This window comes from Litoreibacter halocynthiae, from assembly GCF_004365635.1.
GTDB lineage: Bacteria > Pseudomonadota > Alphaproteobacteria > Rhodobacterales > Rhodobacteraceae > Litoreibacter > Litoreibacter halocynthiae.
Map to the genome: position 1 here is coordinate 203132 of NZ_SOBH01000003.1, position 24780 is coordinate 227911.

Below are 24780 nucleotides of genomic sequence, written 5' to 3' on the forward strand. Positions count from 1 at the left end.
GTTCAGCGCTCCAGCCGATTCTTAAAAATCCAGGTTCTCGACACTAAGCGCATTGGTCTGGATGAATTCGCGCCGCGGTTCCACCACGTCACCCATCAGCTTAGTGAAGATATCATCGGCTTCGGCCATGTCTTCGACCTTCACCTGCAACAATGTGCGGGCGTCGGGGTCCAAGGTGGTTTCCCACAATTGGCCGGGGTTCATTTCACCCAGACCTTTATAGCGTTGCAAAGACAGGCCCTTTTCGCCTTCTTCAAGGATGGATTGAAGTAGGTCGATCGGGCCGTAGACAGGCTGTTCGCGGTCTTTGCGAACAAGTTTCGCAGGCTTGCCGTAGGATTCTTGCAGGCTTTTGGTTAGCTGGCCAAGGCGTCGGGCTTCGCCGGACCGGAGGACCCCACCATCGAGAACGCGAACTTCGTCCACGCCACGCAAGACACGCCACAGGCGAATGCCCTTGTCTTGGGTCGGGCGGCCTTGCCAGCCCTTCTCATATTCTAGAGCGATCAGGTCCAGACGCGCAGCAACGGTATTCGCGACGGCCTGCAAATCCCCGTCCACCTGACCGGCCTCAAACGCACCGGCAATTGCGGATTGTTCCAGAATGTGTTGCGGATAATGGGTGGGGAACGCTTGCAGGATGCGCCGGACAGTGCGGGCTTCTTCGATGATACGACGCAGATCCTGCCCGATGATTTCTTCACCCGAGGCGAGTTTAAGAACCGCCCCGTCCACACCCTGTTCGATCAGATAATCCTCCATTGAGGCCTGATCTTTCAGGTAAACTTCCGATCGACCGCGCGCGACCTTATACAAAGGCGGTTGCGCGATATACAGGTGCCCCTGCTCGATCAATTCGGGCATCTGGCGGTAGAAAAACGTCAGCAGCAATGTGCGAATGTGTGCGCCGTCGACGTCAGCATCGGTCATGATGACAATCTTGTGGTAACGCAGTTTGGAGATGTCGAATTCGTCGCGTCCGATCCCTGTACCAAGCGCCATGACCATATTGCCAATTTCCTGGCTGCCAAGCATCCGATCAAACCGTGCACGCTCGACGTTCAGGATTTTACCCTTCAGAGGCAGGATGGCCTGCGTTTGGCGGTCACGGCCCGTTTGGGCAGACCCTCCGGCGGAGTCACCCTCTACAAGGAAAATTTCAGTTTTGGAGGGGTCTTTGTCCGAGCAGTCTTTTAGCTTCGAAGACAAGAAATTCATGTCCATCGGATTTTTCCGGCGGGTCAGCTCACGGGCCTTGCGGGCAGCTTCGCGGGCTTGTGCAGCTTCCACGATCTTCGACACGATAATCCGCGCTTCGTTGGGGTTCTCCTCAAACCATTCCGCAAGTTTCTCGTTCATCAGGCCTTCGACAGCGGGGCGCACTTCGGACGACACCAGTTTGTCCTTGGTTTGGGACGAGAATTTCGGGTCCGGAACTTTCACCGACAAAACGCATGTCAGCCCTTCACGGGCGTCGTCACCGGTGAACGAAATCTTCTCTTTCTTTGCGATGCCGCTCGATTGCGCGTAGTTGTTGATCGTCCGCGTCAGCGCGCCACGAAAGCCCGCCATATGCGTGCCGCCATCGCGTTGCGGGATGTTGTTGGTAAATGGCAGCACCATTTCGTTATAGCTGTCGTTCCACCACATTGCGACTTCTACGCCGATATCGTCCTTTTCGCCGACCACATAGATCGGTTCGGGCATAATCGAGCTTTTCGAGCGGTCGAGATATTTCACAAATTCTTTGACGCCACCTTCGTAGAACAGCTCGCTGCGGAGGGCCTCGGCGGGGCGTTCATCTTCCAGAATAATCCGGACGCCTGAATTCAAGAAAGCCAGCTCTCGCAGCCGCTTTTCCAGCGTTTCAAACACGTAGTCACGGTTGGAGAACGTGTCGGTGGAGGCCATGAACCGTACTTCGGTACCGGTGCGGTCGGTCGGACCGACGACTTCCAGATGCTTCACGGTGAATCCACCCTCGAACCGCGCGATATGTTCCTTGCCTTCGCGCCAGATGCGCAGTTCCAACCAGTCGGAGAGAGCGTTTACGACGGACACGCCCACGCCGTGAAGGCCGCCGGATACTTTGTAGGAGTTACTGTCAAATTTACCGCCAGCGTGCAGCTGGGTCATAATGACTTCGGCTGCCGAGACGCCTTCTTCCTCGTGGATGCCCACCGGAATTCCGCGTCCGTTGTCACCGACGGAGACGGAGCCATCTGCATGGATCTTTACGTTTACTGCGTCGGCATGACCGGCCAGTGCCTCGTCAATTCCGTTATCTACGACCTCGTAAACCATGTGGTGCAAACCAGAGCCGTCATCGGTGTCACCGATATACATCCCCGGCCGTTTTCGGACAGCCTCCAAGCCCTTGAGAACTTTGATGGAATCGGCGCCGTAGTCTTCTTTTTTTTCTTGCTCGTCGGACATGAGATATTTCCCGCTTAAGTTGCACGAAATATAGGCGTTTTGTAGGGGGATGTCACGCAATTGGCGCAAGATATTGTGGTTTACTCGGCCACCCCTTCAGAGCCTGTTTCGACCCCCTATTCAAGCTCGATAGGTGTTCATCAGCTGACGGCAATCACCACGCCAACACCGACCAACAACCAGCCCGCGATCACGTTCATACGACGTACAGCGCCCGGGGCCTTCAGGAGCCCTCTGACGCGGTCGACCGAGGCCGCGAGCACTAGATTGCCCAATAGCGGCACGAGGAAGCTTAGGAAGCAGATCGCGGCGATGTCCCAACGGGTCACTCTTGTCAGATCGAAGAAACCGGGCAGTACACCCATGTAGAACAAAACCGCTTTCGGGTTGGACATGATCACCACGACCCCGGCGATGAAACCCGCCCACATGCCGGGACGCGTGAGGCTCGAGTTTTCCGACAGCTCTTTGTCCGCGTGACGGATCAACAATACGCCCATCGCGATGAACATTGCTACGGCGACCCATTTGAGGACGTCCATAAACCAGCTGGCCTGATCGACTATCCATGTGACGCCAAGAACCGCAATGAGCGGCCATATGACGTCCCCGACAACCACGCCGAAAGCTAAGGGCCATGCTGACCGGAATCCCCCCGACATAGCCCGCGCCAGAAGCGCGACCCAAACGGGACCGGGTGTCAGAAACAGGATGAAAAGCCCGCCAGCATAAAACAACAATTCGAGTGGGGTGATGGTCATGGTCAAAAACCGTTTACAACTATACTTGTGAGATCAGTGTCGAACATCTTCATCGCGGTTCCACCACAGAAGCACCATCGTCGTCCGACACCTCGAAATGCTGAGCGCGATCGCCCAGTTCAGTGAATAACTCGGCACCGGTGCCAGTCATCCACGCCTGTGCTTTCAACGCGCAAATTTCGTCATAGAGCGCCGCCCTGCGGCCCGCATCCAAATGTGCTGCGACCTCATCCAGCAAGATGATTGGTGCGGCTCCGAAATCTTCTGACAGGGCACGCGCGTTGGCAAGGATCAAAGAGAGGAGCAGGGCTTTCTGCTCTCCGGTAGAGCATTGCTTTGCTTCAATATTTTTTGCTTTGTAGATGGCCTTCATATCAGCCCTGTGAGGGCCAACCAGCGTTCTTCCAGCGCGCAAGTCGGTGGATCTCGATGCCTGAAGGGCGACTAACAATGCTTCAGCACCATCAATGAAATCGGCATCGTCGGGGTTCTCGATAGATAGCTCCGCGGTTGGGAAGGAGGTCTGCGCATTCTCCATTGCGAATTGCAGCCGTGCCAGTGCCGCGGCTCTGTTCGCGATAACCTGCGCACCGGCTTCGGCCATTTGCGATTCCAGAGCCCCATACCACATGGCATCGCGAACCATATCCTTGAGGAGCCTGTTCCGCTCTCGCATCGCTTTCTCATAAGCTACAGTAACTTCGGCATGCTTTGGCTCGAAGCTCAGCGTCATACGGTCCAGAAAACGGCGGCGTCCCTCAGCACCTTCTAGCCAGAGGCGGTCCATCGCCGGCACCAACCAAACCACGCGTGCCACACGCCCAAGCGCGATTTGAGGTGCCGTTTTGCCATCGATGCTAACGGTGCGATTGCTGCCGTTCTCGGCTCGTGTTTCGATTTCATGAAGCTGCCCCAAGCTGTGCAGGAGACCCGACACCTTCCAGCCCAGTGCCTCCGGTGCGCGTGCGATTTCATCCACTTTCGCACGCCGAAGGCCGCGGCCCGGTGACAGCATCGAAATTGCTTCTAGGATATTGGTTTTTCCGGCCCCGTTAGAGCCGAAAATCGCTATGGGACGGTCGTCAAGGTTCAGCTCCACCCGTCGGTGAGACCTGAAATGAGACAGAGTTAACGCAGAGAAATACAGCCCCGCCATGAGCGCGCGTTAAACGCGCATTGGCATCACGACGTAGACGGCCGACTGGTCATTGCCTTCGCGCATCAAGGTTGGGTCTCCTGCCGAATTGAACATGAAGACCGCGTTTTCGCGATCAACCTGTCCGGCAATTTCGAGGAGGTACTTTGCATTGAAGCCGATCTCCAAGCGCTCGTCGCTATACGCAACAGCCAGTTCTTCCTCAGCTGCACCGCTGTCAGGCGCGTTGACGGACAGCACCAGCTTGTCTTCGTCAAGCGACAGCTTCACCGCGCGAGAGCGTTCCGAAGACACGGTTGCCACACGGTCCACGGCTTTGGCGAACTCGGTCGCGTCGACTTCCAGTTTGCGTGTATTTCCTTGCGGAATCACGCGGGTGTAGTCTGGGAAAGTCCCGTCGATGACCTTCGACGTCAGAGTGATGTCCGGAGTTGCGAACCGCACTTTGGTTTCGGACACGGATACCGCGATTTGCATGTCGTCGTCTTCGAGAAGCTTACGGAGTTCGGCTACGGTTTTGCGGGGTACAATGACGCCCGGCATGTCGGCCGCACCGTCTGGCAGATCGGCGTCAATGCGCGCCAAACGGTGCCCATCAGTGGCCACACAGCGCAGCACTTTGCCACCTTCGCCGTCAGACACGTGCATGTAGACGCCGTTGAGATAATACCTTGTTTCTTCCGTGGAAATTGCAAACTTAGATTTGTCGAACAAACGGCGCAGCATGGGTGCCGGAGCCGAGAAATTGGATTGGTATTCCGATGTCGCCATAACCGGGAAGTCTTCTTTGGGCAGGGTGGCCAGCGAAAATGTCGATCGTCCGGCTTCTACGGTCAGCCGACCGGATGTGCCGTCATCGGTGAGCGATACCAAAGCGCCGTCTGGCAGTTTGCGAACAATCTCGTGCAAGGTTGTCGCGGATACAGTTGTAGCGCCTGGGCGTTCCACCTGTGCCGGGGCTTTATCGACCACTTCGATGTCGAGGTCGGTGGCACGGAATGATACATCATTCCCCTCAGCCTCGATCAGCACGTTGGCAAGGATCGGAATGGTGTTGCGGCGCTCAACAACAGATTGGGCTTGGCTCACAGCCTTGAGCAGGGCGCTGCGCTCGACACTGATTTTCATATCCGTCCCTCTTTGGAAGATAGCTGGGGCGGAGAAGTTATCCTCTCCGCCCGCTTATGCAAACAATTTGTTGAAAAGTCCGCTTTTCTTGCGGGATCGTCAAGCCAATTAGGCTTCCAGCATCCGACGGAGGAGTTCCGCGTCCTCAGCGACTTGGCTGTCTTGTGCTTTGAGCTCGTCAATCTTGCGAACAGCATGAATTACGGTGGTGTGGTCACGGTTGCCGAAGCGCTTGCCGATCTCCGGGTAGGAGCGCTGCGTCAGGAGCTTCGCCAACCACATAGCCATTTGACGCGGGCGCGCGATGTTGCGAGAGCGTTTGGGCGACAGCAGGTCAGACATGCGCACATTATAATAGTCGCAAGTTTTCCGCATGATTTCGTCCATCGTGACTTTGCGGTCAGACTGGCGCAGAATGTCAGCAAGGCTTTCTTGGGCCATTTCCAACGTGATTTCACGACCTACAAGAGAGGCCAAGGCAAACAGGCGGGTTAGCGCGCCTTCGAGGACACGGACGTTGTTGGAGATGCGGTGAGCAAGGAACTCCAACACACCATCGGTGATTTTCAGTTCTTGATACTGCGCGCGATATTGCTCGACCTTTTGTTGCAAAATGCCGAGGCGGAGTTCGTAGTCGGTCGGGTGCAGATCAACAACCAAACCCCATTGCAGGCGAGATCGGATACGCTCCTCCAAGCCGTCAATTTCGCCTGGTGCACGGTCAGCGGAGATGATGATTTGCTTCTGTTGGTCTATCAACGCGTTGAAAGTATGAAAGAATTCGTCCTGCGTGCTGTCTTTTCCGGCAATGAATTGCACATCATCGACCATAAGAACATCGACCGAGCGGAAGAGGCTCTTGAAGTCCATCATCTGCTTATCACGCAGTGCTTGAATGAAGCGGTACATGAATTGTTCGGCCGAAAGATAAACGACCTTGAGCTCTGGTGAGCGCGTCTGCAACTCCCAAGCGATTGCATGCATCAGGTGCGTTTTGCCCAAGCCAACGCCGCCATAAAGGAACAGCGGGTTGAAGCTGACCGGACCACCTTCAGCAACACGGCGCGACGCGGCGTGTGCCAACTCGTTGGGTTTGCCAACAACGAAACGATCAAATGTGAAGCGCTTGTCCAGCGGCGCTCCGAGGACGGGCTCATCAGAAATTGCCGGCCTACGGGCTGGCTTCGTGACGAAATTTTCGCGCGCCGGAGACGATTGCGCAACTGGTGGACGGCGGTTGGCTTGAACGGAGAACTTCAGGCGATCAACGGACGCGCCTAGTTTTTCAAACTGTCGCAAGATTTCGTCGCCGAAGTTGCGGGACACCCAATCGCCTTGAAAGCTGGTTTGTACGCCAAACTCAGCCACACCATTTTCGCAGGAAACGAAAGTTAGTGGTTCAATCCAGGTTTGGTAGTTGTTCTTACCAATTGTTGTTTGCAGAGTTTCACGTGCTTCGCCCCAAGTGTCGTTCGTCATCATTTACCCGTTCCGCAGATCAGGATTGCCTCCATGGCAATCCGTGGGCCTTCCAACCGTTCAGGCCCCCCCGATGTTTACTAGGATCCAAATCGCCTTCGAAGCCCTCGGTCACATTGAACAGATCAGGTCCAAGCGCTTCTCCAGCCAGAGACGCTTGAAATGACAGTGCCGCACTCATCGAGCGTGCACCTGACCTGCAAATGAACAAAACTTGGGACGGTTTGCTGTCGCCCAATGCTTCATTCATTTCTTCAACGAACCGCGGATTAACGGACATATCTGGATACCTAGACCACTCGATCGTAATGACCGAACGGTTCAGGCTCGACAAATCAGGCTTCCCTACAAATGACCATTCGGCCTTTGTCCTGACGTCAACGAGCACAGCATTTGGTTCTCTTTCCAAAAGGTCCCATGCTTGAGTTGGCAGCAACTCTTGCACAGCCGGACCGGTGTCCGTGCTCATTCCATGTCCCCCCGAGACGAAGTGAATCGCTCACTAGGGATAGCGAGTGGAGGGGCGGTCTCGCAACTTATCTTCGCGCTTGACTCATACTTAGTTCGAACCCGAATCCTAAAGCGACTTCATTTGGGTCCTCTAAGCGATTGAACACAAAAAAAACGCGCCCATGAAGGCGCGTTTTAAAAGATTGGATTGACGCGTGAGCTACGGCTTAGCCGAGTGCTTTTACCCGCGACGCAAGGCGCGACATTTTGCGCGCTGCGGTGTTTTTGTGCATCACGCCTTTAGACACGCCACGCATTAGCTCTGGCTGCGCAGACTTCAACGCGTCTTTCGCGACAGCCGAGTCGCCGGATGTAATCGCCTCTTCCACGGAACGCAGGAAGGTGCGGATACGCGAGCGACGCGCTTTGTTAACTTCTGTGCGGCGTTCGGTTTGACGCGCACGCTTTTTAGCTTGAGGCGAATTTGCCATACGTAAGGACCCCGATGGTTCGGTGTGTAAATCTAAGAATGCGCTTCTAGGACCGACTCAGAGCCAAGTCAACGACCTAATTGGCCTTATTTGTCGCGGAACTGAGGTTCCCGCTTTTCTACAAAGGCAGCCATGCCTTCTGCCTGATCCTCAGTGGCAAAGAGCGAGTGGAATACGCGGCGCTCAAACAGCAGTCCCTCATTCAAAGTCGACTCATAGCTGCGGTTCACCGATTCTTTTACTGCCATGGACGCCAAAGCCGATTTCTCGGAAATCTTGGCAGCGGCGGCCATAGCTTCAGAGATGAGCTTTTTGCTTGGAACAACGCGACTGACTAGCCCAGAGCGTTCTGCCTCTTCGGCATCCATAAAGCGACCGGTCAGGTTCATGTCCATCGCCTTGGACTTGCCCACAAAGCGTGTCAAACGCTGCGTTCCGCCCAAGCCAGCCATAACGCCGAGGTTGATTTCCGGTTGGCCAAATTTGGCTGTATCAGACGCAATGATGAAGTCACACATCATCGCCAACTCACAACCGCCACCTAGCGCATAGCCAGATACGGCAGCGATGATGGGCTTGCGCACGCGCAGGAAGATATTCGGAAACTCCGAGAACAGATCATTTCCGAATGCATCGACAAAGGACTTGTCCGCCATTTCCGTGATGTCTGCACCAGCAGCGAACGCTTTCTCTGACCCGGTCAGGACGATGCAGCGCACTTTGCTATTTTTGTTGGCGTCAGTCAGCGCTTCGGACAATTCTTTCAGCAAAACGGCGTTCAGCGCGTTCAATGCGTCAGGGCGATTCAGTTTGATAAGAGCGATATGCTCTTCAATTTCCACGATAATTGTCTTGAATGCCATGGTGAACCCTCATTGCTATCAGGGCATGAGACGTATCATGTTCGCGAGAAGGTTCAATTCATCTTTGACATTTCGGGCAGTAAAAACTGGAACGTCCTGACTGTACGACCCTGAAAATCTTGCTACCGCAATCGTTTTTGCATTGCTGTCCTTCGCGATCATACACTGCGAAATTGTGCTGGAAATAACCCAACTCACCATTGGTTTGGCGATGATCTCGCAGGGATGATCCGCCAGATTCGATCGCCTCGCTCAATACCTCGCGAATTGCCGGAACGAGCGATGCGGCGCGTGTAGCGCTTAGATTCGATGCTTTTCGCTTTGGGGATATTCCAGTTCGAAACAGAACCTCGCAGACATAGATATTCCCCAATCCTGCGACGATATGCTGATCCAGAAGCGCGGTTTTGATGGGTGCACTCTTCTTTTTAAGGGCCTCAAATAGATAGGTTTCATCAAACGCGTTGCCCAAAGGTTCCGGACCCAGCTTGTTGATTAACCAATGATTCTCAACGCCCGCTGTGGCTATGATATCCATCGCGCCAAACCTTCGTGCATCATTAAAGGCAATTCTTGTGCCATCTTGCATATGGAAGACCACGTGATCGTGCTTTTGGTGAATCGGGGCTTCTTGATGGAACTTTGCGCTATCATGCTGGTCGATTTGCATTCGGCCCGACATGCCGAGATGGATGATCAACGTTTCGCAGCTATCCAGGTCGGCTAGAATGTATTTTGAGCGCCTGCGCAACGCCATCACAATCCGCCCGCTAAGGCGCTCGGCCATGTTTTCGGGAAATGGCCAGCGAAGATCGGGCCGGTTTACGTCTGCACGGGCGATGACGCGCCCTTCCATCACCGGCTGGAGGCCTCGCCTTACGGTTTCTACTTCGGGCAGTTCTGGCACTTGGCCTCCTTTTGGTCCTTCCGGTCGCATTGTAACCGGACAGGCTCGACCTATAAGAAGGGTGAGACTGTAAGGACCGCAAGAACAGATGGCTGAAGATTCGCAAAAAACTACCCATTTCGGGTTTACCGACGTTCCGGAAGAGCAGAAGGCGGGGATGGTCCACGGGGTATTCACCAACGTGGCCTCTAAATATGACATTATGAACGATGTCATGTCCGTCGGAATTCACCGCATTTGGAAAGATGCGATGATGGATTGGCTGGCACCGCGCCCGGGGCAACGGCTTCTAGACGTGGCAGGTGGCACCGGCGACGTTTCCTTCCGGTTTCTAAAGCGCGCGGGGCAGGCGCAAGCGGTTGTGTTGGACATGACCGAATCGATGTTGGTCGAAGGAAGTAAGCGTGCTGAAGCCTCTTCCCTTGCTGACAGCCTGGATTGGGTCGTCGGCGATGCGATGGCATTGCCTTTTGAGGATAACAGCTTCGACGTTTACACAATCAGCTTCGGTATCCGTAACGTCACTCGCATCGCGGATGCGTTGTCCGAGGCGTATCGCGTGCTTCGTCCGGGCGGGAGACTGATGGTGCTGGAGTTCTCGCAATTGCCGAACCCGATGATGCAGAAGGCGTATGATCTGTATTCGTTCAACGTCATCCCGAAGATGGGTAAAGTGATCGCAGGCGATAGCGAGAGCTACCAATATCTAGTCGAGTCCATCCGCAAGTTTCCTGACCAGGAGACATTCGTTTCAATGATCCGCGCTGCGGGTTTTGAGAATGTAAGTTACCGAAATATGACACTTGGCGTTGCCGCGTTGCATTCTGGCTGGAAGATATAGATGCGCGGACCTCATAATTTATGGCGTCTCGTTCGAACGGGCGCCACGCTGGAGCGGACGGGGGCTATGAATCTGGTACTCGACGCGTTCGATGCGCCTCCTTCGCTGCGATTGGTGTCGCGGGTGATGGGATGGCCATTCAAGTGGCTCGGCCTCAAAGGTGATCCGAGCATGCCGCCTGCGGTCCGCGCGCTGGCCGCTTTGGGACCGGCTTATATAAAGTTTGGCCAAGTTCTTTCAACGCGGCCGGATATTGTGGGCGATGATCTTGCACTGCAATTGAGGGTTCTGCAGGACAAGCTGCCGCCATTTCCAACGACTATCGCCAAAGCAACGGTCGAAGACGAGTTGGGCCAAACAGTTGATGCTGTCTTCTCGGACTTCTCGGAGCCCGTTGCTGCGGCCTCGATTGCACAAGTGCATAGGGCAAGGCTACAGGAAACGGGGCAAGAGGTTGCGGTGAAGGTTTTGCGCCCCAACATCGAGAAAGCGTTTCGGAAAGACATTGATGCGTTTTATTTCGCAGCATCTCTGATTGAGCTCATCTCACCATCATCGCGCCGGTTGCATCCCTCGGAGGTCATCAAGCACTTTGACGGTGTTGTCCAAGGTGAGCTGGATTTGCGTTTGGAAGCGGCGGCCGCCGGGGAATATGCGGCGAAGACAGCTGACGACGCTGGATTTGTCGTTCCGCGGACCCACTTTTTCCACTCGGCCAAGCGCGTAATGACCATGGAATGGGCCGAAGGAATCCCGTTTGGAGACGTTGAAGCGATTGACGCTGAAGGCCACGACCGCAAAGCCCTTGGAGAACGCGTCTTGCAGTTGTTCCTGCGTCAGGCTCTGAACGACGGGTATTTCCACGCAGACATGCATCAAGGCAATTTGAAGGTTAGTGCGAGCGGCGACATAATCGCATATGATTTTGGTATCATGGGGCGCATCGACGAATATACCCGTCGTGTATATGCAGAAATCCTGATTGGTTTCATCCGCAAGGATTACCGACGTGTGGCAGAAGTCCACTTTGAAGCCGGCTACGTCCCTGCGGATCGTGACATAGACGAGTTCGCGCAAGCTTTGCGTGCTGTTGGCGAGCCGATTTTCGGCATGAATGCGACGCAGATGTCGATGGCGCATCTTTTGTCTTACCTCTTTGAGGTCACTGAGCGTTTTGGCATGGAAACGCGAACCGAACTGATCTTGCTTCAACGGACCATGGTCGTGGTCGAAGGAGTGGCGCGGACGATGTATCCCCAAATCAACATTTGGGAGGTCGCGCAGCCTGTTGTCGAGGACTACATTAAGCAAAATGTTGGGCCGAGAGCATTGCTTAGAGATCTCGTCACTACTGCCCAGGTTTTGGGGCGTTTTGGCCCGAAGTTGCCTCAAATAATGGAGGCAGCATTGATGCAGAGAAGCCAAAATTCCAACCCCGTACGCGCTAAACCTGTTCACAATCAGATGCTTACTTTTGCGGCAGGTTTTACCGTTGCAGCCGGGGCCTTCATTGTTTGGTCATTGCTACCTTAAGCCTGTAACGGAGTTGGCGGGATAAATGGTGCCGCCTTCCAGCACGACCACGGCCGTTTGGTCTATTGTGCGGATTTCCGAGACACGCGCAAACACGTCGGGAATATGAGTGTCGATGAGCGCGTCGTTTGAGTAGGCCTCGATTTCAAAGCTGTAGGTGCCTTGCGCGAATGGTTGACCATTGTCTGCCACACCGGCCCAATGCATCGGCTCGTCGGACACCGGAACTTCGATTCGCTGAACCTCTGTTCCGCTTTCGTTTTTTATCACCAGTACTGCCCGCTCCGCGAAGTTAGGAGGGTTCGATACGATCTCTATCGGGGCGCCGCTGAAATGTGCTGGGACTGCCATGCGCGCCTCCATACCGACCCAACTTGCCATGTCACCCATGCTGGACACTAAAAGCTGACTGGTGAGCGCGCTGAGTAGGTCGTTGGTTTTCACTTGTTGCTCGACACCTGAAAATGTCGCCAACTGAGTGGCGAAATCTTGGGAATCCAACGGGTTCAAGGGGTCTTGGTTTTCCATCTGCGCAGTTAGCATCACAAGAAAAGTTTCAAAGTCCGAGCTGATTACACTGCTAGTTGCCTTGTTTGCAGCTTGGGCCTGCGTGGTCGTCGAAGTGGGTGTTATCGCATCCATCGAAAACTCCTTAAAATTTTAAATCTAACCGCGCTGAACCGTCGATTGCTTGTGGCTGGTGCGATTCTGGCGCGTCCGTTGTCATACCTGTGTCGCAATGTTCCCGAGCGCTGTCCGTGGGTTGGTCCCGTTCGTGCTGCTCTTCCTGGAACGAGAAGTTGGCGCCTTCGTATCCGATATCTGAGAAATCTGATGCGAGTAGGTCGGAGTTCCGGCGCATCAGGTCCAGGACTTCAGGTCTTTCGGTGAAGACGGTAATGTTCATTGTCCCTTCTTTGGTTGAAAGCACAATTCGAACGCGTCCGAGTTCCTCTGGATCCAGCCGAATCTCGACATCCTGACTTCCACCACCTTCAAGAGCCTGACAAATTTGCGTGCTAATATGGTTCGGCAGTGGTGTCGGAGAGTTGGGCGATGCCGAGTGAATTGTACCGGAGGCGGCTATGATTGAAGGTGGCGCCGGTACGCTCGTCGTGTGGTCGCCTTCTACTTGTTGCGCCACCGGTGGAGTTTGCACTGTGGATTTGGCGGGTATCAGGATTTGCGAAGGCACCGTCGTTGCGGCAGTGTTCGTCGAGCCAATTCCCTGCGCATCAATGGCTTCAAATTCTGATGTGTCAGGCGCGGGCGTATCTCTTTCGGCGCCCATCCGGCCAGATGGTCTGCTTACCGTGAGCCCAAGGTTGCCAGATGGGAACGTACCCGTAGTTGTTATCTCTTGAGCCGAATCTGTAATGCTTTGCGTTGCGGATTTAATGGAAGCAGCTTCCATCTCAAGCGTTTGTAAAATCGGGGCAAGTGTTGAACTGATTATCACCGCTGGGGGCCGTGATACGTCTGTAATGGCCCAGCTCTCCAACGCTGACCGTGAAGATGCCAAGCCGCTCGTGGCTAATTCTAATCCCTCGGTTGGTATCGTAGACTTTTCGACGGATTTGAAAGGTGAAAGATCATGATCAAATACATCTGATACGCTGTCTGCCGGAAACTCTGTTAAGTTGAAGGATGAATTATTTGTGCTGGCATCCGAGCTTTCTAGAGGCTTTGGCTGATCGTCAGCGGCCTCTAACTCAGAGTTTCCTTTGTGGGCAACGCGCAATGGAACGCCAGCATAGCTGTTGTCTTCAAGTCTAGCAGGGTTTGTGCTCGATGAGCCTTTGCTCTCCGGAGGATCGCCAATGGGTGTGTTAGATGCGGTCGACATCGTGTGTGGCGCGGTCAGACCTTCAGTGGATAGTTGATCGATGGGCAAGCCAGATGGCTCGAGTGTTTTGGGAGCTTCAAGTGTGTTTTTATCATTTGCTTTTGTATTTTGAGTGTTAGCCCCCAAAGCATCAGCTTCGGTCGGTTCCAGAATAGGCAGTGTCGACCTTAACTGTTGTTCAAGCGGCGTTGACTGAAATTCGATCAACTTCTCGATAAGCGCAGCTTCTGTGTCCGTTTTCTCCTGATATTGCGGCTGTGTCGTGGCCGACGGATTTAATTGAACGTCGCGTGGCAGGGTGTCGTTTACCAACAATTCGGGAAGCGTCTCGACATGGTTGCAATTGTTTAACTTGGTTAGAGTCGTGCCGAAATCCGCTTGATGATCTTGAGGTACCGTAGTCTCGCAGCCAGACATGTTACGAGCCTCCTGGTTGATGCCTCCCAATAGGATGTTGAATGCAAATTGTGGTGTCGACATCTTCACGAAAAACTTCTCCAAGAACTCGGGTGTGTTTTGCCATGAAGGGGTTACTCAATCTTTACTACTGGCGAATATTTGTTTGAGGAACGAGGAAACCTGAGGATGACATGGAAATATCTACTAACCCGAGCACCCTACGTGTACCTTTAACGGACAATAATAAAAGTCAGCGTCAAGAGATTTCAAAAAATTTAGAAGTCGCTTTTGTTACCGAAATGCTGTCTTTCGTGGGAATGAAGGAGCTTTCATCTGAGTTTGGAGGCGGTGCTGGTGAAGAACAGTTTCAATCATTCCTCCGAGAGCAGCATGCTCGCCTCATTGTCGATAGAGGCGGGTTGGGCCTCGCTGAGCAATTTTTTAACAGCATGGCGGAGAAGTGAAATGGCATCTGCAAATAATGACAGTAAGATTGCAGAGGTAATGAAACTCGTCTTCGACGAACGGCAAGCGTTGATCGACGGCAAGATTGAAGGACTTGCTGAAATTTCAAGTCAAAAGCAAAAAGCGATCGAAAGTGTGTCTAAATATAAAGAGCAATTTTCCGACACAGATATTGCTGTCATATTGAGTGCTTGTGGCGATTTGCAGGATCTATACCGATCTGCTCAAGCTGGACTAGTAGCCGCACGCTCTAGACTCCAGTCGGTGCAGTGTCCCTCTGAGCATTTGAAGACCTATGATGCTGCAGGGCGTAACCAAGGTTTTCAAATTTCTACACGAGAGAGGTTTTACTGATCTATTTCGTAAATGTTTATCCAAGAGGACTCGGAGTCTTAGGGAACTCTTAGCAAGTCTCAGATCACATAGACAGGCATCCTGCGAATGGGGTGGCGCGTGTTTGGGGAAAACCCTGCAAGCAAAAGTCAAAACGGCTCTTCAGTCACCAAGTGTGATTTAATTTCGGCGTTGAATTCGTCGTATCAGAGGAAACGATATGTCTAGTATACTAACTAACAATGGCGCAATGGTTGCATTGCAGACTCTTAAGTCAATTAATTCTGATTTGCTTAAAACCCAATCAGAAATTTCCACGGGCAAATCTGTAGCGTCGGCAAAAGATAACTCAGCACTTTGGGCGATTTCCAAGGTTATGGAGTCGGACGTCAAAGGATTTAACGCAATTTCGGAAAGCCTGTCACTCGGGGAATCTACCGTTGCTGTGGCGCGTCAGGGTGCGGAAACAGTAACTGATCTTCTGACGCAAATTAAGGGTAAGGTGGTTTCGGCTCAGGAGGAGAACGTCGATCGAGATAAAATTCAAACTGACATTGATGCGCTGACATCACAGATCAAGTCGGTTGTCGGCGCTGCGCAATTCAACGGTTTGAATATGCTCAAGGGCACAGATTCAGTCGACATCCTGTCTTCTCTGGACCGCTTAAGCGACGGATCTGTATCCGCCTCGAATATCTCGATCGCACGAGCTGACCTTTCGGACAGTTCCGGGACATACGGCACTGGAACATCGTTGACGGCTAATGCCACGGCGTCTGCTGGACCAGTGGCAAACACCGGAACCACTGAAGCCATCACATTTTCTGACAGCGCAGACATGTCAGGTGAAGATTTCCAGATCACTGTTGGCGGTTCCACGCTGAACTTTGCGTCAGGAACATTCTTGGCGACCGATACCGAGGAACTTGCAATTGACCAGATCGCAGGGGCGATCAATGCCCTTGGTCTGGAGGGGATTAGTGCGGCGCGTAACGGTAGCGACCTCGAAGTCACGTCTACACGAGCTTTTGAAACAGTTGATCTTGCCTTTTCAGGCTCTCCGGTTGTCGATGGAACCGCAACAATTGCAGAGCGCGCTGAAAATGTCACCTTTTCAGCAGTTTCGAAAGTCAATGCAGGTGACGGATACCGAATTACGCTTGGCTCCAACGTCGCTACTTACGTGGCAGGTGAGGGCGAAACCTTTGAAGACGTCGCAAATGGCTTGAAGGCTGCAATCGACTCAGTTGGAATTGAAGGTATTTCGACGCGAGTTGCGACAAACAGCAATGGTGAGCAGGTGCTCAAAATTGATAATGACAGTGCCTCGGCAATTGCGACTTTCACTGCAGTCGGCGCGCAAGATGGAACGGCTTCAGGCGGCTTGTTCGGTTTGGGGAGCATCGATGTCACTTCTAATCAGGGTGCCGAGGCTGCTCTGGGAAATGTTGAAGTCCTAATCCAGAACTCGATTGATGCAGCCGCTGAGTTTGGCTCTGCCCAGGGCCGCATTGAGACGCAATCTGATTTCATTAGCAAGCTGACAGACTCTCTTAAATCTGGGATCGGAACGCTGGTTGATGCGGATATGGAAGAGGCTTCTGCGCGCTTGCAAGCACTCCAAGTCCAGCAGCAGCTAGGCGTCCAAGCATTGTCGATTGCAAATCAGGCTCCGCAAAGCATTCTTTCGCTCTTCCGCTAGGCGAACCTAAGAACGAGGCACCACTTCGGTGCCTCGTTCGTTCTCAGAACATAAGGTGACTATATGAACGTAACGCTTAGAGCTATTTCCGCTTATGGAAAGAATAATACACCCTTAAGGACGAATCGTGGCATTGAATATGAAGTGTTCGCTCGCGTTACACGATCTTTAACCGAGGCGCGGAATGCCGACGTGACAGATTTTCCAAAACTTGTTGAGGCATTACATGCTAACAGACAGCTTTGGAATACACTTGCTGCCGATGTTGCAGATGTTGAAAATGCACTTCCGAAAATGCTTAGGGCTCAAATTTTTTATCTAGCAGAATTCGTCAATGTTCACACGAGTAAAGCTCTTGCCGGGAACGCAACGGTCAGCGCGTTGCTTGATGTAAATTTGTCCGTGATGCGCGGATTGAGTTTGAAAGGGTAATGGCAATGAGTGGGCTTGTATTGAAACTAGGGCCGAAGGAACGCGTCCTCATTAATGGTGTGGTTGTGGAAAACGGAAGTCGTCGTGGTCGGGTGCAGATACTGACGCCTAACGCCAAAATCCTTCGACTGAAAGATGCGATCCACCCAGACGAAGTAACCACACCAGTACGTCGAGTGTGCTACATTCTCCAGCTTATACTTTCTGGGGATGCTAACCTTGGTGATGGTAAGCGACAGGTTCTTAACGGTATTGAGCAATTAAGCCACGCATTTTGGGATGCGGATAGCCGGCGTATCCTTGATGTTTCCACAGAGCATGTCGTAAAAGAACAATTTTATCCTGGGCTTAAATCGCTTCGTCAACTTTTGGCACGAGAGGCGAGGTTAATGGCCGCCGCGAGCCAATGACTTTTACGCCAGTGATTCCTTTCCCTGGCCTTCAAGGTTGGACTTTTTTGTCCAAGACTATCGATTCCCAGAGAGAGAGTTTGATCAACTCAAGCGAGGTCAAGCGCGAGTCAGAGGCATTCAGACAGAAGATCGGGGGAATCAAATCTGCCGAAGAATTAGTAGGTGATCGGGAGCTGCTATCAGTGACCCTAACCGCGTTCGGGCTAGAATCAGACATCGATAACGTATTCCTCATTAAGAAAGTACTTGAGGATGGAACGCTATCGCCGGACGCGTTGGCCAATCGCTTTTCGGATAAGCGCTACCTAAGCTTATCTAAGGCATTTGGATTTGGTGACTTTGATGTTCCGAGAACCCAACTTAGCGATTTTCCTGATGAAATCTTGTCAGCTTATAACACGCGTAAGTTTGAATCCGCCGTTGGAGAACAAAGTCAGGACCTGAGATTGGCGTTGTCCTTCGATCGAGAGATTCTGGATATTGTAGATGGAGGAGGCAGTGATACGGCAAAGTGGCTCGAAGTTTTAGGGAATGCACCGCTGAAATCTATGGTGGAAAGGTCACTGTTTTTACCATCTAATTTTGGAAACCTTCCCATAGACAAACAAGTCACCATCCTCAAAGAGAAATCGAACTCAAGACTCGGGGTGTCTGATTTCGAAAATTTTCGGGATCCGGACGTTAGGGGAAAGCTTCGCGTCAATTTTCTATTGGCGTCACAAATCACTGAAGGTGGGGGTTTGAGTAGTGCTTCGACAGCACTAAATTTGTTGCAAGGTAGCGCCACACTGCGTTTTTGATATCTAAGAGAACAAGATGTCCTTTTCAACTACTGGGTCAAAAAAAACGTATTTGATTATGGTGGCGAGATAAGTATCGATATTTGAATTTCGGATTATATGTAGATATGAGAGGTGGTCGCGGAAATTCGGACCAGATGTTCAGGTGGATATCATGATGAAAGTGACGATCCAAAATGAAGAAACGAAAGAACCATTCGCCGGATTTTAAGGCCAAGGTTGTTCTTGAAGCGATCCGCAAGGAGATGACGCTTGCCAAGCTGTCCAAGAAATACGGCGTGCATCTATTACGGGCAACACATGCAAAGCTACCGGCAACACATGCAAAGCATGTGTGAGAGGCGAAGCAGGTCGGGACGTGGAAACGCGCGGCGATAGAAAACATGGCGACGGCCTTTACATCAAACAAGGCACGCCACAGCTCAACGGGAATGCGGAGCGCTCTCACCGATCCAATCAGCAGGAATTCTATCAGCTCCTCAGTTACAAGGGCGACGTCGATCTCGAAGCCAAACTCGACTAATGGGAGCGTTTCTACAACCTCGCAAGGCCACATGGTGCACACAATGGTCAGACCCCTTACGAAGCTCTCAGAGACAAGCTACAGTGATCCGACAAGTGTCGCGAGGGTTCGTCTAGTTACACGGATCATATCAGAAATATGAACTTATCTCATTTTGGAGTAAAATCAGAATTTGGTCTTTTTGGGTGGGATTGTTGAAATTTTTTTAATAAATAATTCAACTAAATGTCGATAGGAAAACCAAGCTAACACTTTGTGTACTAGCAAAAATCTTTAACCATTTGGGCATATCCCTTTTGAATTTGAAGGCTAGACCTGTCGTATATTATGATGCTCTTACTCTCTGCATTTTTTCAGGCATGTTTCTAGATGACTAAAGGCTTTCTTTGTGGTGGTAAGCCGTGCTGAGGAAAGAAATGCTTCAATTATCGGTCTAAAACTGATCGCCTGATCGATTGCGTCATCCGATCCGGCCTCATACAGACCAGATTTGATCAGGATTTGAGCTTCTTCATATGTACCAATGAGACGACGAGCTTGTGTGAGGATTTCATTCTCCTCTTTTGTTGCCGCGTTGGGCAGACTCCGGGATACCGACTTTGATATATTGATGGCTGGAAACCGTCCTCGCTCCGCGATTTCACGTGATAAAACAACATGACCATCTAACACACCGCGCATAATGTCCGCGATTGGACCTTCCATATCTGAGCCTTGCACAAGAACGGAGAATACTGCAGTGATATCTCCCGCTTTGACGGCTCCAGGACCAGCACGTTCGCTAAGTGCCATCAGTTCCTGAGCAGTTGATGGCGGGAAGCCGTCTAGGCTTGCGGTCTCACCCGTTGAGAGTGCAATTTCTCGATGCGCTTCTGCAAATCTTGTGACTGAATCCGCAAGCAAAAGAACATGGGCGCCTTGGTCTCGGAAATACTCAGCAATGGCCATGCCGACCCATGCACTTCTGCGTCTGAGCATCGCTGATTGATCGGAAGTCGCCGCAATAATCACTGCTCGCTTTAGACCTTCAGGTCCCAATGTGTCTTCTACAAAATCTTTTAGCTCACGTCCTCTTTCTCCGATCAGAGTTATCACAACAACGTCGGCTTGTATCCCTTTTGCAAGATCGGCAAGCAAGGTGGATTTTCCCACGCCCGAGCCCGCAAAGATACCAAGCCGCTGACCTTTCACAATTGGCAAGAACGTGTCGAATGCCGCAAGCCCGCTATTGAGCCGCTCCCCGAAGCGCTTCCTTGTGGATGGCGCTGGAGGGCTAGCTTTTAGTGCAACGTCCTTCGGGCCTTTGCTTAATGGTCTGCCATCCAGCGGGCGCAGCAGGGGGTCTATTATCCGACCTAGCCAACTGTTATCGGGCATAATGCGTTTTGGGCCCAAATGCGAAACACGGTCATCCAGGGCGATGCCTGTCGAACCGGTTTCCGGCAGGATGTCTGCGACTGTCTCGCGAAGTGCAAGGATTTCTCCAAAGACGGATGATGCGTTTTTGGGGTGAATGGTCACCAGATCACCAACCTTCGCGAAACTACAAAGCCCACGGACTTGAACCAAATTGGCCGAGGTTGAACATATCGATCCGTCGCGAAATGTGCGCGGAATGTCATTGATCGCGGAAAGCAAGGCGTTGAAGTTTTGCGGTGTCATCTGGCTGCTCCCAATTCGATTACCTTTTTTAAAGGAATCACTCTTAAGACAATGTGTATACATTCGACGGGAGAAGCCCTGATGTTCGAGAAAATTACAATCATGAGCGTAGCTGGGCAAATGGCTCGGCACGCGACGTCTCGGCAAAGTCTAATTTCGCAAAACATTGCACATGCAGATACACCAAATTTTAAAGCGAAAGATATCATTGAGTTTTCTAGTGAAATGCCAGAAGAAGTTGACTCTTCCGTTTTCCGGGCGACGCGATCGGGGCATGTTGGGGCTTCTGAAGTAAATAGCTTAAATGCGCAAATATCAGAAACGAATTTTCCCGCAGATCCAAATGGAAACACGGTTTCAGTTGAGCATGAGATATTGAAATCAATTGAAGCAGAGCGGCAACATTCGCGAGCGATCGCGATTTATCAGCATTCCATTGATCTTCTGAAAATGTCGATTGGGAGAGGGCGGTAGTTCTACAGATGAGTGATTTTGGGAAAAGTTTGGAAATTTCTGCAAGCGGAATGCGAGCCCAGTCGTCGCGGTTACGCATGGTGTCGGAAAACCTAGCTAACGTAGATACGCCGGGATACCGGCGTAAGATGTCGTCTTTTGAACAGGTTTTTGACGACAGCGGTGAAACGGCGTTAGTACGTAAAGGCAGGACACATCTCGATCAAAGTGAATTGCCAAAAATTTACGATCCCTCCCATGTTCTTGCTGGCTCTGATGGATATTTTGAAGGCTCGAACGTCAATCTCATGATTGAAATTGCCGACGCGCGGGAAGCGCAAAGAAGTTACGATGCGAATTTGAAAATGTTTGAGCAAGCGCGAAAAATGTCAACCGCGTTGCTAGATATATTGCGCCGGTAGCGGCCCCTAACAACATAAGGATAGTCCAGAATGGATGTTTCTACTACACTCGCGCAGCGCGCCTATGGTGCCGCTCGGCCAGCAACCAAGCCAACAGAAGAACAGGCGTTGGGTCATGCTGTTCAGACGTTCTCGGACCTTGTTTCCGTAGGAGAGCGGGTCGCGATAGACTCGATGGCAGGCCGCGCTGACGCACACAGCCTTGTCGAGGCCCTTACCCAATCAGAACTGGCTGTTCAAACCGCAGTGAGTGTTCGCGATAAAGTTGTTGAAGCCTACCAAGAAATCCTTCGGATGCCGGTTTGATGTTGAGTGAGTCAGAGTTTTTCGATGTCTTGCGGCAAGGGTTGTGGGTCGCTGTTGTGATTTCCGGACCCATCTTGATTGTTGCGCTTGGCGTAGGTTTGTTGGTTGGCCTGTTTCAGGCCCTAACCTCAATTCAGGAAATGACGCTCACTTTCGTTCCCAAGGTCGGAGCCATTCTTGCGACGTTCTGGATTTCTATGAGCTTCATGACGCGCCATTTAGTGATTTTTTGGTCAGACACGATTCTACCCCTAGTTGCAGGAGGTTAGATTGGGAAGCACGGTTTACACAACAATCACACGTCAATCTGGATTGATGAATGAGATGCGCGTTGTTGCAAATAACATCGCTAACCTCGCGACGACCGGCTTTCGCACAGAAACAGCAGTTTTCTCCGAGTACATCATGCCGTTGGGACAAAACGAGGGAAGCGTATCAATGGCGCGGGCGAATGCGCATGTGACCAGTTTTCAACAAGGCGGGATGACAAAAACTGGTGGGACTTTTGACCTCGGGATTAACGGGGAAGGATTCTTCCAGTTGGAAACCCCAGCTGGCATTCGCATAACGCGTGCCGGAGCGTTTAGTCCGAATGCAGCGGGAGAGCTGGTTTCCCCGGAAGGTTTCCGATTGTTGGATGCCGGCGGTGCGCCGATATTTGCCCCGTCGGACGTGGGCCAGATAAGTATTTCTGCAGATGGAACCATGTCTGCTGATGGGAATCCTATCTCCCAAATTGGCTTGGTCGTCCCATCAAATTTTAACACTCTTGAGCGGGAAGATGGGGTGAGGTTCAAAAGCAACTCAGAACTTCTTCCGGCTGAAACAGCCACGGTGAGTCAAGGTTTTCTTGAATCCTCTAACGTCGAGGCAGTTCAGCAAATTGCACGGATGATCGAAGTTCAGCGATCTTATGAAATGGGGCAGTCGTTTCTTGAAAAAGAAGATGAACGGCTGCGTTCAATTATGACGCTCGTTGGCGGGCGCTAGAGGAAAGGGCAATCAAATGAATGCACTCAAAATCGCAGCGACCGGAATGGCGGCGCAGCAAGCACGTGTTGACGTGATTTCAAACAATCTCGCTAACATGTCGACGACGGGTTACAATGCACGGCGCGCCGAGTTTGCCGACCTTCATTATCAGCAACTTACCCGAGCCGGTAGCATCAATGCCGCCGATGGCACCGTTGTTCCTGCGGGAGTTCAAATGGGGTTGGGGGTGCGTCCAACAGCTGTTTCAGTGAATGTTTCGCAAGGCGCGCTCTCCCAAACGGGAGGTGATCTCGACCTTGCAGTGGAGGGGCGAGGTTATCTAGAAGTCACGATGCCGTCCGGGATTTCAGGCTACACGCGTGACGGTGGACTCAAGCGAACCGGAGAGGGGCTGCTGGTCACATCGGACGGTTTTCCGATTGTTCCGAACATTACCATTCCCGAGGACGCCAGATCGATTTCGATTAGTCCTGAAGGGGAAGTTTTTGCGTATTTCATTGATCGGGTCGAACCTGAGCAATTGGGGCAACTGTCGCTTGCCGGCTTCGCCAACGAAAAGGGCTTGGAGGCAATCGGGAGTAATCTTTTCGTTGAAACTTCGGCCTCGGGTGGCGCAATCGTCGGAACTGCCGGTGAAAACGGCTTGGGCAGCTTTCGACACGGCTATCTTGAGGATTCTTCGGTCGATGCCGTTCGGGAAGTGACCGAGCTGATCGAAGCGCAGCGAGGGTATGAATTGAATGCAAAGGTGATCACTGCTGCTGATCAGATGCTGAGTGCGACGACACAGATCCGATGATAGCAAGCGTTCAACTCCTTTTTATACTGATCCTTTGTAGCGTCACCGCCAATGCCGCAACGGCACAGACGGTTGTTCCTACACATACGCTTCAACCCGGTGACATCATCTCAATTGACGATGTTCAAATTGCCGAAGCCTCAGTGCGCGATGGGTTTTCTGAACTTGTTCAAGTTTTGGGATTCGAGGTGCAAAGGGTTCTTTACCGTGGCCGCCCGATGCGTCCGGGCGATATCGGAACCCCCGCTGTGGTAGAGCGCAACGAGATCGTAACTTTGGTCTATCGCATCGGAGAACTTAGCATTGAAACAGAGGGGCGTTCGCTTGGGCGCGGTGCAATTGGCGACAAGCTTAAGGTGCTTAATCTTTCGTCAAGAAATACCGTTTCAGGTCACGTTAATGAACTCGGCACTGTCATTGTTGGGCGCGAATAGGAAGCATGATGAATAGACTGATCGATAACAAATTACGCTGGGCTTTGATATTCGTCGCACTCTCGGCATGCGGGCGTTTGGAAAATGTTGGCAAGGCTCCTGAGATAAGCCCAATCGCAAATACAAACGAACACTATGCGATGATGCGGGTTCCATTGCCCAAGTCGTCTGAGCCTGCGTTGGTGTCTGATAGCGCGTCCTTATGGGAATCCGGCCGTCATTCATTGCTGGGGAACCAACGCGCAGAGCAAGTTGGCGATATCGTGACTGTCGTCGTCGAAATTGACGAGCGCGCCGAGATTTCCAATAGCACCTCGCGTGCACGGGCCGGGTCCGAGTCGATGGGCATTCCGTCCTTATTTGGAATCCCACAAAGGATTAACGAAGCGCTCCCAGAAGGCGCAAGCCTCGACACTGCAGTCGCAACAAACTCCTCGAGTTCTTCGTCAGGGGACGGCTCGGTCAGACGCAAAGAAAAGTTCTCGATCCGAGTGGCCGCAACGGTAGTGGACGTGCTTCAGAATGGGGTTCTAAGTATTCAAGGGACGCAAGAGGTTCGCGTAAATTTTGAACTTCGGGAACTGCTTGTCAGCGGATATGTGCGACCCGCCGACATCAATCGGAAGAACGAAGTCTCTTATGATCGCATTGCTGCCGCGCGGATTTCCTATGGCGGGCGCGGGCAGATCACCGATGTGCAGCAGCCGCGCTACGGACAGCAGGTTGCTGATATTTTATTGCCGTTTTAGGAGA

Annotated in this window: 28 protein-coding genes and 2 pseudogenes; 18 read left to right on the top strand and 12 right to left on the bottom strand. The window is 52.2% G+C overall.

The features are described from left to right. Nucleotides 1–21 precede the first annotated feature (21 nt). The 9 genes from gyrB to mutM form a co-directional block, all read right to left on the bottom strand. The gene (gene gyrB / locus BDE40_RS12800) at nt 22–2436 is read right to left on the bottom strand and encodes a DNA topoisomerase (ATP-hydrolyzing) subunit B (protein ID WP_134015105.1); all 2415 of its coding nucleotides are present in this window, start codon (nt 2434–2436) and stop codon (nt 22–24) included. A gap of 140 nt (nt 2437–2576) precedes the next feature. Beyond that, nucleotides 2577–3197, bottom strand: coding sequence for a LysE family translocator (locus BDE40_RS12805; RefSeq protein WP_134015107.1), 621 nt, complete (start codon nt 3195–3197; stop codon nt 2577–2579). A gap of 49 nt (nt 3198–3246) precedes the next feature. Continuing rightward, a complete protein-coding gene (recF, locus tag BDE40_RS12810; RefSeq protein ID WP_134015109.1) occupies nt 3247–4353 on the bottom strand; it encodes a DNA replication/repair protein RecF in 1107 nt (368 codons plus the stop codon). A 9-nt stretch (nt 4354–4362) separates the two neighbouring features. Beyond that, nucleotides 4363–5481, bottom strand: a complete 1119-nt coding sequence (gene dnaN / locus BDE40_RS12815; protein ID WP_134015111.1) for a DNA polymerase III subunit beta — start codon at nt 5479–5481, stop codon at nt 4363–4365. A 108-nt stretch (nt 5482–5589) separates the two neighbouring features. Beyond that, a complete protein-coding gene (gene dnaA / locus BDE40_RS12820) occupies nt 5590–6960 on the bottom strand; it encodes a chromosomal replication initiator protein DnaA (RefSeq protein WP_134015962.1) in 1371 nt (456 codons plus the stop codon). 19 nt (nt 6961–6979) lie between these two features. Continuing rightward, on the bottom strand, nt 6980–7429 hold the full coding sequence (locus BDE40_RS12825; RefSeq protein WP_134015113.1) for a rhodanese-like domain-containing protein: 450 nt from the start codon (nt 7427–7429) through the stop codon (nt 6980–6982). Between the two features lie 208 nt (nt 7430–7637). Next, on the bottom strand, nt 7638–7901 hold the full coding sequence (gene rpsT, locus BDE40_RS12830) for a 30S ribosomal protein S20 (RefSeq protein ID WP_073143975.1): 264 nt from the start codon (nt 7899–7901) through the stop codon (nt 7638–7640). 86 nt (nt 7902–7987) lie between these two features. Continuing rightward, nucleotides 7988–8764 carry an enoyl-CoA hydratase gene (locus BDE40_RS12835; RefSeq protein WP_134015115.1) on the bottom strand — a complete coding sequence of 259 codons (777 nt, stop codon included), beginning with the start codon at nt 8762–8764 and terminating at the stop codon, nt 7988–7990. Between the two features lie 58 nt (nt 8765–8822). Continuing rightward, complete coding sequence (gene mutM, locus BDE40_RS12840) at nt 8823–9671, bottom strand: bifunctional DNA-formamidopyrimidine glycosylase/DNA-(apurinic or apyrimidinic site) lyase (RefSeq protein WP_134015117.1); 849 nt, start codon at nt 9669–9671, stop codon at nt 8823–8825. A gap of 88 nt (nt 9672–9759) precedes the next feature. Here mutM and ubiE point away from each other — a divergent pair, with 88 nt between their 5' ends. Both ubiE and ubiB read left to right on the top strand, forming a co-directional pair. Continuing rightward, a complete protein-coding gene (ubiE, locus tag BDE40_RS12845) occupies nt 9760–10512 on the top strand; it encodes a bifunctional demethylmenaquinone methyltransferase/2-methoxy-6-polyprenyl-1,4-benzoquinol methylase UbiE (protein WP_134015119.1) in 753 nt (250 codons plus the stop codon). Next, nucleotides 10513–12045 carry a 2-polyprenylphenol 6-hydroxylase gene (gene ubiB, locus BDE40_RS12850; protein ID WP_134015121.1) on the top strand — a complete coding sequence of 511 codons (1533 nt, stop codon included), beginning with the start codon at nt 10513–10515 and terminating at the stop codon, nt 12043–12045. On the opposite strand, the gene BDE40_RS12855 is transcribed toward ubiB, so the two are convergent. Together BDE40_RS12855 and BDE40_RS12860 are read right to left on the bottom strand one after the other, a co-directional pair. Further along, nucleotides 12037–12687 (bottom strand): flagellar hook capping FlgD N-terminal domain-containing protein, encoded by a 651-nt coding sequence (locus tag BDE40_RS12855; protein ID WP_134015123.1) that lies wholly within the window; start codon nt 12685–12687, stop codon nt 12037–12039. The two genes, ubiB and BDE40_RS12855, sit on opposite strands and share 9 nt — an antisense overlap. Before the next feature lie 10 nt (nt 12688–12697). Further along, complete coding sequence (locus BDE40_RS12860; protein WP_134015125.1) at nt 12698–14392, bottom strand: flagellar hook-length control protein FliK; 1695 nt, start codon at nt 14390–14392, stop codon at nt 12698–12700. A gap of 89 nt (nt 14393–14481) precedes the next feature. Between BDE40_RS12860 and BDE40_RS12865 the strand changes: the two genes are divergently transcribed. The 8 genes and pseudogenes from BDE40_RS12865 to BDE40_RS12900 form a co-directional block, all read left to right on the top strand. Continuing rightward, nucleotides 14482–14754 (top strand): rod-binding protein, encoded by a 273-nt coding sequence (locus BDE40_RS12865; protein WP_134015127.1) that lies wholly within the window; start codon nt 14482–14484, stop codon nt 14752–14754. Nucleotide 14755: 1 nt separating this feature from the next. Beyond that, nucleotides 14756–15109, top strand: coding sequence for a hypothetical protein (locus BDE40_RS12870; protein ID WP_134015129.1), 354 nt, complete (start codon nt 14756–14758; stop codon nt 15107–15109). A 199-nt stretch (nt 15110–15308) separates the two neighbouring features. Beyond that, nucleotides 15309–16790, top strand: coding sequence for a flagellin (locus BDE40_RS12875; RefSeq protein WP_134015131.1), 1482 nt, complete (start codon nt 15309–15311; stop codon nt 16788–16790). 63 nt (nt 16791–16853) lie between these two features. Then, nucleotides 16854–17222 (top strand): flagellar biosynthesis regulator FlaF, encoded by a 369-nt coding sequence (flaF, locus tag BDE40_RS12880; RefSeq protein ID WP_134015133.1) that lies wholly within the window; start codon nt 16854–16856, stop codon nt 17220–17222. Between the two features lie 5 nt (nt 17223–17227). After that, complete coding sequence (flbT, locus tag BDE40_RS12885; protein WP_134015135.1) at nt 17228–17632, top strand: flagellar biosynthesis repressor FlbT; 405 nt, start codon at nt 17228–17230, stop codon at nt 17630–17632. Further along, on the top strand, nt 17629–18435 hold the full coding sequence (locus BDE40_RS12890) for a DUF1217 domain-containing protein (protein ID WP_134015137.1): 807 nt from the start codon (nt 17629–17631) through the stop codon (nt 18433–18435). Before flbT ends, BDE40_RS12890 begins: the two co-directional genes overlap by 4 nt. 176 nt (nt 18436–18611) lie before the next feature. Further along, nucleotides 18612–18719, top strand: a pseudogene (locus BDE40_RS12895) (transposase); the annotation flags it as partial. 113 nt (nt 18720–18832) lie between these two features. Further along, a pseudogene (locus BDE40_RS12900) lies at nt 18833–19045 on the top strand (integrase core domain-containing protein); the annotation flags it as partial. Between the two features lie 249 nt (nt 19046–19294). Here BDE40_RS12900 and BDE40_RS12905 read toward each other — a convergent pair. Then, nucleotides 19295–20620: a FliI/YscN family ATPase gene (locus tag BDE40_RS12905; RefSeq protein ID WP_134015141.1), complete on the bottom strand. Its 1326-nt coding sequence runs from the start codon at nt 20618–20620 to the stop codon at nt 19295–19297. A gap of 81 nt (nt 20621–20701) precedes the next feature. Between BDE40_RS12905 and BDE40_RS12910 the strand changes: the two genes are divergently transcribed. The 8 genes from BDE40_RS12910 to flgH are packed head-to-tail and all read left to right on the top strand — an operon-like array spanning nt 20702 to nt 24776. Beyond that, nucleotides 20702–21094, top strand: coding sequence for a FlgB family protein (locus BDE40_RS12910; protein ID WP_162848089.1), 393 nt, complete (start codon nt 20702–20704; stop codon nt 21092–21094). An 8-nt stretch (nt 21095–21102) separates the two neighbouring features. Beyond that, nucleotides 21103–21495 carry a flagellar basal body rod protein FlgC gene (flgC, locus tag BDE40_RS12915; protein WP_134015145.1) on the top strand — a complete coding sequence of 131 codons (393 nt, stop codon included), beginning with the start codon at nt 21103–21105 and terminating at the stop codon, nt 21493–21495. Between the two features lie 30 nt (nt 21496–21525). Continuing rightward, entirely contained in the window at nt 21526–21801 is a 276-nt protein-coding gene (gene fliE / locus BDE40_RS12920) for a flagellar hook-basal body complex protein FliE (RefSeq protein ID WP_134015147.1), read from the top strand. After that, a complete protein-coding gene (locus BDE40_RS12925; protein ID WP_134015149.1) occupies nt 21801–22070 on the top strand; it encodes a flagellar biosynthetic protein FliQ in 270 nt (89 codons plus the stop codon). The genes fliE and BDE40_RS12925 overlap by 1 nt, the downstream gene beginning before the upstream one ends. A 1-nt stretch (nt 22071) precedes the next feature. Further along, nucleotides 22072–22791 carry a flagellar hook-basal body complex protein gene (locus BDE40_RS12930; RefSeq protein ID WP_134015151.1) on the top strand — a complete coding sequence of 240 codons (720 nt, stop codon included), beginning with the start codon at nt 22072–22074 and terminating at the stop codon, nt 22789–22791. 16 nt (nt 22792–22807) lie between these two features. Further along, nucleotides 22808–23593, top strand: coding sequence for a flagellar basal-body rod protein FlgG (flgG, locus tag BDE40_RS12935; protein WP_134015153.1), 786 nt, complete (start codon nt 22808–22810; stop codon nt 23591–23593). Further along, nucleotides 23590–24027, top strand: a complete 438-nt coding sequence (gene flgA / locus BDE40_RS12940; protein ID WP_134015155.1) for a flagellar basal body P-ring formation chaperone FlgA — start codon at nt 23590–23592, stop codon at nt 24025–24027. The genes flgG and flgA overlap by 4 nt, the downstream gene beginning before the upstream one ends. A 5-nt stretch (nt 24028–24032) precedes the next feature. After that, a complete protein-coding gene (gene flgH, locus BDE40_RS12945; protein WP_134015157.1) occupies nt 24033–24776 on the top strand; it encodes a flagellar basal body L-ring protein FlgH in 744 nt (247 codons plus the stop codon). Nucleotides 24777–24780: the final 4 nt, after the last annotated feature.